The 13,701-nt window shown below is 74.9% G+C and carries 12 protein-coding genes; 4 read left to right on the top strand and 8 right to left on the bottom strand.

The window, feature by feature from the left end:
* Window positions 1-3 precede the first annotated feature (3 nt).
* Entirely contained in the window at window positions 4-801 is a 798-nt protein-coding gene (locus tag ACIQ7D_RS22520; protein WP_403940176.1) for a hypothetical protein, read from the bottom strand.
* A gap of 121 nt (window positions 802-922) precedes the next feature.
* Here ACIQ7D_RS22520 and ACIQ7D_RS22515 point away from each other — a divergent pair, with 121 nt between their 5' ends.
* Genes ACIQ7D_RS22515 through ACIQ7D_RS22500 form a run of 4 tightly spaced genes read left to right on the top strand, consistent with a single transcriptional unit; the run spans window position 923 to window position 6,517 of the window.
* On the top strand, window positions 923-2,344 hold the full coding sequence (locus tag ACIQ7D_RS22515; RefSeq protein WP_403940175.1) for a hypothetical protein: 1,422 nt from the start codon (window positions 923-925) through the stop codon (window positions 2,342-2,344).
* On the top strand, window positions 2,344-3,432 hold the full coding sequence (locus ACIQ7D_RS22510; protein ID WP_403940173.1) for a hypothetical protein: 1,089 nt from the start codon (window positions 2,344-2,346) through the stop codon (window positions 3,430-3,432). Before ACIQ7D_RS22515 ends, ACIQ7D_RS22510 begins: the two co-directional genes overlap by 1 nt.
* Window positions 3,432-5,201, top strand: a complete 1,770-nt coding sequence (locus tag ACIQ7D_RS22505; protein WP_403940171.1) for a hypothetical protein — start codon at window positions 3,432-3,434, stop codon at window positions 5,199-5,201. The genes ACIQ7D_RS22510 and ACIQ7D_RS22505 overlap by 1 nt, the downstream gene beginning before the upstream one ends.
* Window positions 5,195-6,517 (top strand): CHAT domain-containing protein, encoded by a 1,323-nt coding sequence (locus ACIQ7D_RS22500; protein ID WP_403940169.1) that lies wholly within the window; start codon window positions 5,195-5,197, stop codon window positions 6,515-6,517. Before ACIQ7D_RS22505 ends, ACIQ7D_RS22500 begins: the two co-directional genes overlap by 7 nt.
* Window positions 6,518-6,532: 15 nt before the next feature.
* Here the strand turns inward: ACIQ7D_RS22500 and ACIQ7D_RS22495 are convergent, their stop codons facing one another.
* The 7 genes from ACIQ7D_RS22495 to ACIQ7D_RS22465 form a co-directional block, all read right to left on the bottom strand.
* Window positions 6,533-7,924 (bottom strand): aldehyde dehydrogenase family protein, encoded by a 1,392-nt coding sequence (locus ACIQ7D_RS22495; protein ID WP_403940167.1) that lies wholly within the window; start codon window positions 7,922-7,924, stop codon window positions 6,533-6,535.
* A 58-nt stretch (window positions 7,925-7,982) separates the two neighbouring features.
* The gene (locus ACIQ7D_RS22490) at window positions 7,983-9,797 is read right to left on the bottom strand and encodes an asparagine synthetase B family protein (RefSeq protein ID WP_403940165.1); all 1,815 of its coding nucleotides are present in this window, start codon (window positions 9,795-9,797) and stop codon (window positions 7,983-7,985) included.
* Window positions 9,798-9,893: 96 nt separating this feature from the next.
* Window positions 9,894-10,439 carry a hypothetical protein gene (locus ACIQ7D_RS22485; RefSeq protein WP_403940163.1) on the bottom strand — a complete coding sequence of 182 codons (546 nt, stop codon included), beginning with the start codon at window positions 10,437-10,439 and terminating at the stop codon, window positions 9,894-9,896.
* The gene (locus ACIQ7D_RS22480; RefSeq protein ID WP_403940161.1) at window positions 10,436-11,422 is read right to left on the bottom strand and encodes a hypothetical protein; all 987 of its coding nucleotides are present in this window, start codon (window positions 11,420-11,422) and stop codon (window positions 10,436-10,438) included. Before ACIQ7D_RS22480 ends, ACIQ7D_RS22485 begins: the two co-directional genes overlap by 4 nt.
* Window positions 11,419-12,444, bottom strand: coding sequence for a hypothetical protein (locus ACIQ7D_RS22475; RefSeq protein WP_403940160.1), 1,026 nt, complete (start codon window positions 12,442-12,444; stop codon window positions 11,419-11,421). The genes ACIQ7D_RS22480 and ACIQ7D_RS22475 overlap by 4 nt, the downstream gene beginning before the upstream one ends.
* The gene (locus ACIQ7D_RS22470; protein WP_403940158.1) at window positions 12,441-13,259 is read right to left on the bottom strand and encodes a cupin domain-containing protein; all 819 of its coding nucleotides are present in this window, start codon (window positions 13,257-13,259) and stop codon (window positions 12,441-12,443) included. Before ACIQ7D_RS22470 ends, ACIQ7D_RS22475 begins: the two co-directional genes overlap by 4 nt.
* A 189-nt stretch (window positions 13,260-13,448) precedes the next feature.
* Window positions 13,449-13,701, bottom strand: a 253-nt coding sequence (locus ACIQ7D_RS22465; protein WP_403940157.1) for a hypothetical protein, incomplete at its 5' end; no start/stop codon positions are given.

Genomic DNA, 13,701 nt, shown 5'->3' with positions numbered 1-13,701 from the left:
CGCTCAGGCGTTCGCGGGGAACGCGATGACCAGGGCGGATTCGTTGTCCGGCAGATAGTGCACGGTCACCACCCGGCCCACCTGGACATGCTGGACGGCGCGCGGCGGCAGGTACTTCACGACCTCGGTGGTGAAGCCGGTGCCGTCGGGGCGGGTGACCCCCAGACCGATCACCAGCCGCGGGTTGCCGCCGCGCAGCTCCCCCGGCACCTCCAGGGAGCGCACCACCGCCTGGGCGGCCACCCCGCGTTCGGCGATCCGAAGGTTCTCCCGGGAGGTGAGGCCCTGGCGGACCATCACCTCGTTCAGGGCGTGCTGGGCCTGGGCCGTGTCGCCGGTGCGGTCGATCTCCACCTTGTCCGTACGGCCCGGCAGATAGCGGACCGGCAGCATGGTGCCCGGCTGGAACAGGGCGACGTCCGTCATCGGCACGACGAGCCGGGCGTACGAGGCGAACGTGGCACCGTCCGCACCCTGCACCGACAGGTCGATCCGCAGCTCCGGCTGGTCGTTGAGGGACATCCCGGTGGGCCGGGTCCCGGTGACGGTCCCGACGCCGATCAGACCGTCGCGGAAGGCGGCGCTGTTACGTCCGGAGAACGCCGCCATCACGCTGTCGCCGGTGAAGGCGAAGGCGAGGGGCACCACCGTGCACGCGAGGATCGGCGCGATCATCTGCGGCCCGACCCAGGCGAGGAAGCCGAAGCCCTCCTCGGTCTCCTGGGTGAACCCGTTCCACAGGTAGTAGCCGACCGAGCCGAGGAGGAACAGCAGGGCCAGGGCCCGGATGAGCTTCTTCATGATGGTCACGTCCTTCTTTCCCCGAGGGCCCCCGAGGGGCCGTTACGAGGACCGTAGGAACGGCCGTCCGCCTACCGATCCCAGGTTTGGCGCCGCCGGGGCCCGCGTTTAGCCTGACGTCATGCCGACAGGGGTGGGTGCGGGGCGGGGGGTCCGGCCACGGGCGATGGTCCTCGACGAGGTGTGGCGGGAACTCGACGGTGTCGGCGCGCTCAGCGGCCCGCAGGGCGGTCCTCTCAGCCGTACGGTGAAGCTCGTCCTCGACCCGCTGGTGATCCGCCCCGTCCTCCATCCCCGGTGCGCGGGCCCGCTGGTGACGGCCGACGGGGCGGCGCTGCTCGCCACGCTCGTCCACGCCGCGGGCGACACGCTGCGCGCGACGGCCGCGTGGTTCGCCCTCCTCAAGCGGGTAAGGCGGGAGCTGCGCCTTACCGAGGGGCACCCGCAGGACCTCTACTTCCAGCGCTGTTTCGAACTGGCCGCCACCCTGGGGGCGCCCGACGCCGCCACGGGCCGCCCGACCGCCGAGGAGACGCTGCGCGAGGTCCACGGATCCGCGCGCGGCCGTACGGCACGGGCGCTGCGGGAGTACGTCACGGACCCGGCCCACCACGGCGAGCTGACCGCGGCGCTGGAGCGCGCGTGGGCGGACCGGCACCGTGCGCACCCGCGTGTTCCGGCCACTCCGGGGGCGGAGCCGCCCGCCGTACGGGACGTGCTCGACGCCTGTCCCGGCACGGACGGCCGCGACGGCGGTGCGGCGCTGCTGCGGCTGGTCGCCGGGGCCGCGGGAACGGCGGCGGGCCACGCCCTGTGGGACACGCCCGGGCGTCCGGGGCGGCCCGCGCGGGAGCTGGGGCTGACCGCGCGCCCGGTGCCGGCCGCCCCCGGGCTGGGCGGGTCCGCCTCGACCTCGGCGATGGGGCCACCGTTCGACCGTACGGTCCACGAGCGGGTCTTCAGCGTGCTGCACGCGTCGCACGACCGGGCCGGACTCGCCCCCGTACCCGAACTGGTGCGGCGCGAGATCGCCCGGAGCTGCGCACCCTGGGCGCTGTCCGACGAGTCGCTGCGCGTGGCCGCGACCGTGGGCACCGAACTCGCCCTGGGACTGCACCCGTTGGGCGCGGCATCGGCGGAGGTGGTGGATACGGAGGCCCCGACGCGGGCACACCGGATCGTCAACAGCCGCTGGCGGCGCGAGGCGTACGTCCTCCAGGCACGGCGGCTCGCGCTCTCCCCTTCCGGTGCGAAGGGCGAGTCCGAGGGCGGCTCCGAGGGCGGCTCCGAGGGCGGGCCCCTGGGAGGACCCGTGGCGGAACCTCTCGCGCGGATCGCGGAAGACCTCCGTGCCCCGTGGCGGGCGTATCTGCGGCGGCTGTGGGTACGGCTGCACGGGCGCGATGTGCGAGAGGCGCCCATGGACGATCTCGCGGAGCTGTGGGACGTCCTGGACGGGGTCGCGCGCTCGGTGATCCTCGACCACCGGGGCCGGGTCAGACGGGCCCTCAGCACCCGTTCCGTACCGGAAGGAACCCTCTGATGGCCGCCACCGTACGGATCAGCCGCGCCGAGGACCTGCATCTCATCGCCCCGGACCCGGCGGCCGGACCGAGCGTGCTGGACGGTGATCCGGGCGTGGACGTCGCCGTGCTGGAGGTGGCGGGCGGCCATCTGACCTGGAGCGTACTGGCGTTGGAGGCCCCGCCGGTGGCCGTGCTGGACGACGCCGGTCTGGCCCAGGAGTGGGTGTGGGCGGTGTACGGCGAGCGGGTCGCGCTGGCCCTGGCGGATGGCGGCGGCGTGGTCGGCGGTACGGAACCGGCGCAGCCCGCGCTGGCCGAGAGCGCCCGCCGGCTCGCGTACGCGCACTGGGCGGCGCGCTGGTGGCCCGCCTCGGTGATCGACTCCATCCCGGCGCTGGACGAGCGGCTGCTCGACCGGGAGATCGTGGAGCTGACCGAGGCGTGCGATCCGCTCTTCGCGGGCCGGGACGATCCGGCGGAGCCGGCGGGTGCCGCTCCGGGTGCCACCGCCGGCACCGGGCAGCCGCTCCCCCGCCCCGGCGACTACGCGCTCACGGCCGGTCCCGGCCCCTCCTCCGGTCCGGGGACTTCGGGGGATCCGGGGACTTCGGCGGACGGGCTGACGCTCGCGCGCGGCATGGGCGGCTCCGACTGGCGGCGGTGTCCGCCGGGGCTGGTCGACGCCTCGGAGCGCGCCGTGTCCTGGCAGCTCGTACGGGCCGCCGCGCGCACCACCGTCATGGTGCAGGTCGTCGCCGCGCCCGGACCGCCCCCGGCGGACCTGCGGCTGACGCCCCGCGCCGCCGTCAGCGGGGTGGCCGATCCGCTGGACATCGGGCTGCGCCGGGTGGCCGACGCCTGGCTGGGCGACGCTCAGGTGCGCGGCACAGAGGGGGTTCCGGGTGCGGGGATGGCGGTGGACGTCTACCTCCCGGGGTTCGGCCCGCCGCCCGTACGGCCGGGGCCCGGGGACCGTCCGGCCAGGGAGCGGATACGGGACCTCGCCCGCGCGCGGCTGGCGGGAGCGCGGAGCGGTTCCCCGGCCGGTCACGGTGCGCCGCTGCGGGCGGAGATCGCCGCGTCCTCCGACGACTCGGACTTCTGATGGCGGCCGACGGGCCCTCCCCGGCCGCCCCGGACACGGACCACCTCTCCGCCTCCGTACCCACTGACCCCACCGAACGGGCGATGTCCGGGATATCCGCGCTCATCGACGCGGGGAACGACGCCTTCCTCCGGGGCGAGTTCCCCGTCGCCCTCGCGCGGTTCGACCAGGCGGCCGAGGCCGCCGCCCACCATCCGGAAACCCTCGACCTCCGTACGCGGGCCCTGGTCAACCGGGCGAGCACGGCCGACCGGATGGGCGACCACCCGGCCGCCGTCGCCTCGTTCCGCGAGGCGCTCGGGCTCTGCGAGCGGCTGGCGGGGACGGTCGCCGCCGAGGACCCCGTCATCGCGGCGGCCGTCACCGCGATGCGGGCGTCGGCCCTGGTCAATCTCTCCCAGGCCCTGCTGAACACGGGCGACTTGAGCGCGGCGCTGTACACCCTGGAACAGGCCAGGGAACTGCTCGACCCGAAGGACGAGATCCTTCCCGAGGACACCGCCGATCTCTTCATCGCCACTCTGGTCGCGCTCACCGCCCTCACCATCCAGCGCGAAGAGTGGTCCAGGGCACACGAGTTGGCTGTTGAATCCCTCGATGTGGTGCTGCGGCACCGTCCCGCACTGACCGGGCGTCCGCTGATGAATCTCTCGGCGGTCCATCTCGCCACCGGACGGCCCGACCTCGGTGAGGACTTCGCGCACCAGGCCATCGCAGCGTTCGAGGCGTCGGACACCCCCTCCGGGGTCGCCGAGACACGGCAGAGCCTGGCGCAGCTCTGTCTGCGCTCCGGCCGGATCGCGGAGGCGCAGCCGCTGCTCGCCGCGAGCCAGGAGTTCTTCGACCGGGCCGGGATGGACCGCCAGTCGGCCTTCGGTCTCGACCTGCTGGGGCTGTCGGCCGCGCTGCGCGGGGATCAGGCCCGCGCGGTCGAGCTGTACGGCCGGAGCCTGGCGCGGTTCGAGGCGTGCGGGGCGCCGATCGGCGCCGCCGAGGTGCGCGTCCGGCTGGCGGCCGGTCTGCACGCCCGGCGGCGGTACGACGAGAGCGAGGCGCAACTGGACCGGGCGCAGGAGGCGTTCATGGCGAGCGGGCTCGGGCTGCGGCGCGCTCAGACGGACTTCTTCCACGCCACGCTGCTGGCGGACCGTGTACCGGGAACCGTGCCCGGCGCCGCCGTCGGCCCGGCGGGCGCCGCCCTGCTCGGCCGGGCGGTCGGCCTGGCCGTACCGGCCGCGCTCGCCCTCGACGCGGTGCGGTTCACGCTGGCCGGCGGCGCGCAGCGGGAGCGGTGGCGGCGCGCGCTCGCGGAGCCGGCGATGCGGCTGGCGTTCCGGCTGGCCGTGCGCGCGGGCGCGGCGGATCTGGTGGCGGAGCTGATCGAGTCGCGGTGCGCGGGGACCCCGCTGCGAGCCGGCCCACCCGACGACGCGGGGATCCCAGGGGCCCCAGGTGCCTCGGAGGCCGCAGGCACCACAGGTGCCCCAGGGGCCGGTCCCCCGGGGCTCCAACCGCCCGACTTCCTGCACCCGTTGACGTTCCCCGGCCGGATGAACGCCGCCTCTCCCCACCCGGAGGAGCCCGGCGACGCCTTCCAGCTCGGCGCCGCCCTCGCCGGGGTCGCGGCGGAGGCGGGGCTGCCGGTCGACCCGCCGCCCCGGCTCGCCCTCACCCGTACCGGAACGGTCGCCCTCGCCGCTTACCTCGCGCAGGCCGAGGCGCGTTACGGCGCCCGGATCCGTACCGCCAGGGTGGTGCCGACATGGTGAACGCCCCCCTGGCCCGGCCGACCGCCCTGGTGCGCATGGCGGACGCCGGGGATCTCTACATCTCCTGGCGCTGGACGCACGATCTGGCCGCGACCGGTATCGGGATCGTTCCCCGTGCCCAGCTCACCGCCGCGATCACGGCGCTGAACGACGCCCTGCCCGACGCGGGCGCCGCCCCGCCCGCGCACGCGCTGACCGACGGCGCCTTCGCCTCGTACCGGAGCGAACTCGCCCTGGCCGAGCTGCTGTCGCGGACCTTCCTCCCGTACGGCCTGGCCCAGCAGCTCTACGAGCTCTACCGGCGCGGTATCCGCCCCCATCTGCGGATACAGCCGTCGCCACGGGTGGCGCAGGTTCCCTGGGAACTCCTCGCGCCCGACCCGGACGTGCGTCTGGTGGAGATCGCCGATCTCAGTCTGCTGGCCCCGGCGAGCGTCGTGCACGCCGCCGGCCGGCCGGCCAGGGCGTGGGCGGACTCCCGTCATCTGCCGGTCGTGGGCGTCCTGGATCCACGGGTGCCCGGGTTCCGCGCGGACTCTGCGCTCGGCTCGGTGCTGGGCCGGATGACGACGGACGCGCCGGTGGCCGGGATGGTCGCCGGGTACCTGGCGCAAGGGCGCTGGCGGCCTGAAGTGGCGGACCCGGTCGAGGCGTTCCGCCGTACCGACATGGACCGGGAATGGCTGGGCGCGGCGTTGAGGGCGGGCGCCTCGCGGCTGCTGTACGTCGGCCATGTGACGGCGGCGGCCCCCGCCACCGGGCAGAGCGAGGACGCCCAGCTCCATCTGGCCTGCGGTGCGGGGACCGTGGGCTTCGCTCCGCCGGTCCGTGCGCACCGGCCGCTGTCCGCGAAGGACCTGTTGCTGGGCGGGTACGGGCTGCCGGGAACGGACGGGCCGCCGGACGCGGACACCGCGCACACCTCCGGCCGGGAGCGGTGGCCGATCCCCAGCCGTGTGGCGCTGATCGCCTGTGAGAGCGGCGGGGACCTGCGGTTCGGCGAGGCGTTCGGGCTGGCCACGGCGATGGTGCACGGCGGCGCCGAGACCGTCACCACGGGACGCTGGACGCTCCCCACCGATCTGGCCTTCCACCGGATCGGCGGGGCGGCGCCGACATCGCACCCGCTCCAGGACGCGGTCCGCGCGATCGACGCCGCGCACGAGCAGGACGACGCGGTCCTGGCCCATGGCGACTGGCAGCGCGAGTGTCTGGCGGCGTGGCGCGCGCTGCGTACGGTCGAGCACTCGCCAGTGCTGTGGGGCGCGTTCGCCACGATCAGCACCGCCCGCACGGGGGACGTCGGCTCGGCGTGACGGCCCCCGGCGCCGTCAGCTCGGCCTGAGGGCCCCCGGCTGCCGGATCCGGGCCGTGACCGTCTTCGGCCGCTGGTACTCGTGCAGGGCCAGCGTGCTGAGATCCGTACCGTGGCCCGAGGCGCCCCGGCCGCCGTGCGGCAGCTCCGCCGTCTGCACGAGATGGCAGTTCAGCCAGGTCTCGCCCGCGTCCAGCCGCCCGGCGAGGGCGAGCCCGGTCTCCAGATCGCTGGTCCAGACGCTCGCGGCCAGCGCCTGCGGCACCCCGTTCGCCAGGGTCACGGCCTCCTCGACCCCGTCGGCCGCCTGCACCGTCAGCAGCGGGCCGAACACCTCGTCCAGCACGGCCGGATCGTCGTCGGGCAGCTCCGCCAGGACACGCGCCGGACGCCAGAAGCCGCCCTCCTCGCCCGCCCCGAGCACCAACTCCCCCTCAGCGCTCGCCCGGGCGGCCGAGGCGCCGACGATCCGGTCGTAACGGGCCGCCTGGTCCGCGTTGTTGAGCGGTCCGAAGTCCCGGCCCGCCGCGCGCTCCCGCATCGCCGCCGTCAGCAGGGCGACCACCGACGCGTGGTTGTCCCGGAGGGTGATCACCCGCGCGGGTACGGCGCAGCTCTGCCCCGCGTTGTACGTCGTCGCCCGCGCCAGCTCCGCCCAGGTGTCGTCGGGGGCGTCGGGCAGGACCAGGACCGGGCTGTTGCCGCCGAGCTCCAGGCTGACCCGCTTCGTCCCGGCGCGGGCCGTGACATCGGCGCCCGCCGCCGCGCTGCCGGTGAAGGCGAGCGCGTCGACACCGTCCGCCGCCACCAGCAGCCGTCCCGTCTCACGGTCGCCGGGGAGGGTCTGCGCCACCGCCTCGCCCAGCGCCTCCCGTGCGTGTGCGGCGAGGAGCAGCAGGGAGTCGGGGGTGGTCTCGGCCGGTTTCGTCACCACCGTGTTCCCGGCGGCGAGGGCGGGCGCGCACCGCCAGGCGGCCATCATCAGCGGGTAGTTCCAGGGGACGACGACGCCGACGACACCGAGCGGTTCCCAGCGGACCCAGCTCTCGTGACCCGCGACGAAGCCGCCCGCCGCCGGTGCGGACCGGGTGCGCGCCGCCCAGGCGTAGAAGCGGAAGAGGTCCGCCGCGTTCTCCACCTCTCCGGCGGCCTCGTGCGCGGGCTTGCCCGTGCCCGCCCGTTCGGCGGCGATGTAGGCGTCCGCGTGTTCCTCGATCAGTGCGGCGAGGCGGTCGAGGCGCCGGGAGCGCTCCCTCGGGGTCAGCGCCCGCCAGCTCGTGAAGGCCCGGCGGGCCGCCGTGACGGCGGCGGCGACCTGCGGCGCGCGGCCCACCGGGGAGCTGCCCCGGGTCCGGCCGGTCCGTGGGTCCGTCAAGGACACCGTGCGGGAGTCGGCGTCGGTCTTCAAGGTGCCTCCATCGAATCGAACGGGTGGCGGACGGGTGGTGGACGGGTGCCCGTCGGGTTCACGTCACGTCGTACGCGCGCAGCCACAGCTCCAGCGTGAGCACGAGCCACAGCTTGCCGCCCTGCCGGGGCAGCAGCGCGCCCTGCCCTTTCATCCACGCGCGCACCGTGGACTGCCGGAACAGCCCCCGGGCCCGTGCCTCCCTGCCGAGCAGCAGATCGCCCGCCAGTTCGCGCAGCGGGCCGCCGAGCCACTGCTGCACCGGTACGCGCATGCCGCTCTTGGGCCGGTCCACGACCGTGGCGGGCAGCAGGTCCCGTACGGCCTCCTTGAGGACCCACTTCTCGATGTCACCGTTGAGCTTCCAGCGGGGCGGCGTGGCGAACGCCTGGTCCACCACCCGGCGGTCGAAGAGCGGGGAGCGGCCCTGGACGCCCTGGGAGGCGGTGAGCCGTTCGACCTTGGTGAGGATGTGGTGGGCGCCTTTGGTGCGCAGATTGCAGTGCAGAAGCTGGTTGAGGAGATGGTCCATCCGGCCGTCCCTGGCCTCGGGCCGCAGATACGGGGTGATGAACCGCTCCGGGCGCGGCAGCCCCTCCAAGGCGTCCAGCGCGTCGGCGGTGAGCAGGTCGGGGAGGTCGGTGAAGCACTTGCGGTACGAGCGGAGATACGCGTTCTCGCGCGCGTCCGCCGCGTCCGCCGCGTCCTCGGTGGCCCCGCCCGCGATGTCGCCGCGCTGCATCTCGTACACCAGCATGGGCAGGTTCTTCGGGCCCCCGAACACCGGGTCGCCGCCTTCCCCGTTGAGGACGACGCGCGGGCCGTCGGCCGCCACGGCCTCGGCGAGCATCAGGTTGGGCACGGTCAGCGGGTCGCCGACGGGGCTGTCCAGCAGCGCGGCGGCCTCCGCGAGGCGGGCGGCGACGGCGGCGCCCGAGACGCTGAGGACGCGGTGACGGGTGCGGCAGTGGGTGGCGACCAGGCCCGAGTAGCCCAGCTCGTTGGGGAGTTCGTCGCCGAAGCTGATCGAGTACGTGTGGACGGGGTGTGCGTGCAGCTTGGCGGCGAGGGCGGTGACGAGCGAGCTGTCGACGCCGCCGGAGAGCAGCACGGCCACGGCCTGCGCGTCGGGCAGCCGGCGGGCCGTGGCCTCCTCCAGCAGGCCGCGTAGCTTCAGGGCGTACTCCTCGGCGGGCGCGTCGCCGCCCTCGTACCGCGCGCTCAGCCCGTGGCCGATCCGCTCCTCGGGCTCCCAGTAGTGCTCCTCCGTCAGCGTCCCGTCGTCGGCGAGGCGCAGGCAGCGGCCGGGGAGAACTTCCCGTACCCCCCGCAGCAGGGTCTCCTCGCCGGGGAGATAGGCGAAGGTCAGGAAGGAGCGGACGGCGGCCAGTTCGAGCCCGGTGGGGAGCGCGGGCCAGCGGCGCAGGGCGCGCAGAGAGGTGGAGGCGGCCCAGGAGTCGTCGGCGCGGGCGTAGAAGAGCGTACGGGCGCCGACGTGGTCGCGGATCAGGACGAGGTCACCCTCGTCGTGCACGGCGAGCGCGAACATGCCTTCCGCCAGCCGGATCCCGGCTGCCCCGAGCCGCGCCCAGCAGCGCAGCAGCAGCTCCCCGTCGGGGCAGTCGGGCCGGGCGGGCGCGCCGGAGCGGGCGAGCGCGGCGAACAGCTCGGGCCGGTTGTGCAGTGTGACCTCGCCCACGGCGGTACGGCCGCAGGCGGTGAACGGTCCTGTGGCGTGGCCCGGTTCGTCGTGGATCAGCGCCGCGCCGGGTCCGCCGGCGCCCGCGTCGTACCGTACGGCCGCGCCCATCGCGGCGAGGTGTGACCGCGCCCGTTCGGGGGTCGCCGCCAGGCAGGCACAGAAACGCGCCATGGTCACCCCTCCTCTCGTCTCGCTGCTCTCCGTTCCGGACGGGTGGTCTCCGGGGGCGTCCGTCTCCTGGGAGGCCGTCCGTCGCCCCGGGGCCGGTCATCCGAAGTCGTCGTCGCTCCAGCCGCCGCCGTCGTCGGAGCCCCAGCCGTCCCCGGCGTCCCAGTCACCGCCGCCGCCGTCACCACCGCCGTCACCGCCGCCCGTGTCACCACCGCCGGAGGGGCCCTGGCCCGCCGCCTGCTGCTGTTGCCGCAGCGCCTCCTCCTCTTCGGGGGTGAGGGCGGCCGGCGGGAACTGCGCGGCCGTGACCGTGAGGGCCGCCAGCCCGATGCCGCCGAGGACGACGCCCATCCGGCCGCCGAAGGAAGTCCTGTTGACCATCACCGACTCGCCCTGGCCCCAGACGGTACGGCCGTAGCCGATGTCCCGGCCGTAGGTGACCGTGCCGTCCGCGTACCGGCGCTTGATGATCCGGTCGCCGAGCAGTTCGTCGGTGCCTGAGGCGCCCTGGTTGTCGTGCCAGCGCACGAGGGTGCCGTCGTCGCGCCGCCGCCACTCCTCACGGCCGGACTCGTAGGTGCGGTGGACGCTCCCGTCGGCGAGGAGTTCGTCCCGGTACGGGGTTTCGCGTGGCCGGTTCATCGCCTCTTGTCCTCGTGTCGCCGGGCCGGGTCCACCGGCCAGGTCATGAAGCCCGTCGTACGCAGCTCGCGCAGGCCGGTCCACACGGAGTGGTCGGGGGTCCTCGGTCCGCGCACCAGTCTCAGGACGGTGCGCAGCAGCCGGGCCGGGGGGACGGACTCCACCTCGGCGGAGCGCCCGCGCGCGAGCCATGCCAGCTCGCGGGCCTGGAGCGCGGACGGCAGAACGGCGGCGAGCCGCGTGTGCCCGTCTCCCGCTTCCGCGTCGCCCCCGCGCCCGGAGAGGAGACGCAGCGCCACCGCGTGCCGGGGTACGAGCCCCATCGAGGCGACCCGGACACCGGGGGCCGGGTCCCGGAGCGCGGCGCGCACCCGCGCGGTGAGCGCGATGCCCGCCACGCTCGCGTCGTGCAGGACATGCACGGTGGCGTTCTCGACCCGCCCGAGCCCGGCGGTCAGCCGGGGGTCGAGCGGCAGGTCGGCGGCGGCGAACACCGGGCAGGCGGCCTCCAGATGCACATCGTTGGCGAGGAGCATGCGCGCGACGGACCGGCTCTGGCAGATCAGCAGCCGGGGCAGCCCGTAGTCGTGAAGATCCGGCTCGGCGGACGCCCGTGGCGGCACGCCGGACCGCGCCCCGGCCAGGTCGCCGTCACGCTCCCTCTCCGGCTCCGGCCCTGGCTCGGGCGCCACGGGCGGCAGCAGCCCGGGGAGTCTCCCCCGCGCCGTCTGCCGGCGCAGCGCCTCCGCGAACCGCTCGTACCGTACGGGCGGGGCGGGGGTGAGCGGCACCGCGCGCGGCACGGCACGCACGGGACGCAGGACCCGGCAGGTCTCGTAGTAGAGCTGACGCTCGGTGAAACGGATCCGGGCGGGCGCCCCGGCCCGGCTCACGGCGGTGAGCAGGGCGCGGTCGAGCACGGCGTCCACGGCCCGGTCGAGAAGCCGGTCACCGGCCCGGTCGACGGCCCCGCCGCCGGTCATGTGGCGGCCTCGCCGGGCCAGGTGAGGAATCCGACCGCCTCGGCCTTCGTCACATCGGCGTCCTTGGCTCCTGTGACGCGTTCGACGACGCGGATGACGGCGGCGAGCAGCTTGGCGGGCGGCACGGCGCCGAGCGGGCTCGTCCACCCCTTCGCCAGCCACTCCAGCTCCGCGTCGGTGAGCGTCCCGCTCGCGCGCAGCCGGTCCAGCGTCCCGGACGACGGCTGAGGCCCGCGTTCGGGTACGGCGCCCGGCGCGTTCATGACGGCCCGGGGCGGCAGCCCGGCGTCGACGACGCGCCGGCCGGGCAGAGCGGCACGGATGTCCTGGGCCAACTGACTGCCCTTCACATCGGCGTCGTGCAGCACGATCACCGGCACGGAACCGGGCGCCACCTGGTCGGCGCGGGTGACGAGGGCTATGCCGAATCTCCCGGGTATCCCGTTGGCCGCGAGGAAGACGGCGATGCTCGCGTCACCGCAGAGCAGCACGGCCCGGGGCCGTGCGGGCGGCTCCGGGTGCCGGAAGTGCCGCTCGTCCACGACGCCGGACGGGAGCGATCCGTAGACCGAGGTCCACAGGCTCATCGAGGTGGAGCGGAAGTGGCTGAGAGGGTGCTCCTCGACGGCGCGGTGTCGGCGCCTGAGGGACGAGACGTACACGAGGATCGTGACGGCGCCGAGCAGGAAGCCGAGGAACACGACCACCCCGGCGCCGGCGGACCCCCCGCCGACCAGCAGCAGGAGCGTGACGGGCAGCCCGGCCGCCAGACATCCGACGGCACCGGCCCGGCCGCTGCCCCGCTTGGTCTCCTTGCGGGTCAGGGCGTACCAGAGCTGGTTGACGGTGATCCGGGTCCGGCCGCCGTCGGTGAGCTTCGCGACGACACGTCGGATCCGTACGTCGCTCAGCCGCAGCGAGTTGGTCTTGGGGTCCAGCGCGAACTGCCGGTTGCACTTGGAGCAGGTACGGCCCGTGCGCTCGCGCTGGAGCAGGCTCTGGTCACAGTGCGGACAGATCATCGGGGCCCCTCCAGCACGGCCGCGGCGCGCCGCAGCACGGCGGCGATCCGCTCGCGTGCGCCGACGGCACCGATCCCGCCGGCACGCTGAAGGCGCTCGATCTCGCGCAGCGCGGCGGCGAGGCTCCCGTAGTCGGTGGCCACCTGACCGACGGTCGGGGCCCGGTCCACGGTGGTGACCTGACCGCCGCCCGCGGACGAGGCCGGACGAGCCGTCCCCGCCCCCGCCTCCACGTCAGCTCCCGCACCGGCACGCGTATCCGCATCCGCGCAGCGCCGCTCGGCCTCGTCCGCCGTGATCGCGTAGTCCTCGTGGTCGATACCGAAACCGGTGTTGGCGGCGAGGATGTTGAGCGGCTTCGCCCCCCGGTTGGCGAAGGAGTGCGGCATCATCTCGGGTATCCGGATCATCGCCCCGGGGAACAGCCGTACGTCGGCGACCCGGCGCCGCACCGGGTCGTACAGACCGCAGGACGCGTGCCCGAGGCTCAGCACGATGTGCTCCCCACCGTGCGCGTGCGGGGTGAACGCGCTGCGCGGTCCGACGACCCCGAGCTTGAACGTCGCGTTCGACGGCCGCTCGGGGGACGTCCGGGCGTCCCCGACGAGATAGTGGGCGAACTGCCCCTCGTCGATGAACCGCAGGAACTCCTCGCTCGGCCCCAGCTCCCGGGCCCCTTCCCCGTCCGCGAGGAGCACCCGGCCGTCGGGCCGGAGATGGAACACCTCCACGCCGGACGGCAGCCCCCGCGCCAGCCGCGCCATCCCCCGCACCCCGGGCACATCGGACCGGGTCCCTGATTCCACGTCGAACATCAACGCCCCCCTCGCGCTGCCGACCACGATCGCAGCGTAGAGCTGTGATCGGGAACACTCGGAACCGATGATAGGGCGGGCCACTGACATCCCGGTGAAGTCGCGGCGCCCGCCCGGCCCCACGAGGACGCCGGGGACAACACGGCGCCGCGCGCCCCCCCCAGGCGAATTTCGTCTCCCGGCCGCCGGTCACCCCGTCCTCAGGTCGCCCTTTCCGCAGGCGAGGCCGTCCCTGTCCGGGTCCAGACGGAGCGGGTCGTCCTTGCCGTTGACCTTCAGCCGGCCGTAGTCGTTGGCCGCGAGCCAGGCGCAGCGCGCCTTCGTCACCTCACGGCTCGCACCCGCGTCCGCACCCGCACCCGCACCCGCACCCGTGACCGTCTCCGGAAAGACCGTCGGTACGCAGACGTTCACCGATCCGTAGTGCCGGTCGCATCCCGCC

This window comes from Streptomyces sp. NPDC096310 (genome assembly GCF_044763125.1).
In the GTDB taxonomy this organism is placed as follows: Bacteria; Actinomycetota; Actinomycetes; order Streptomycetales; family Streptomycetaceae; genus Streptomyces.
Note: the sequence above shows the minus strand (reverse complement) of the source record. Positions and strands in the feature narration are given on the sequence as shown.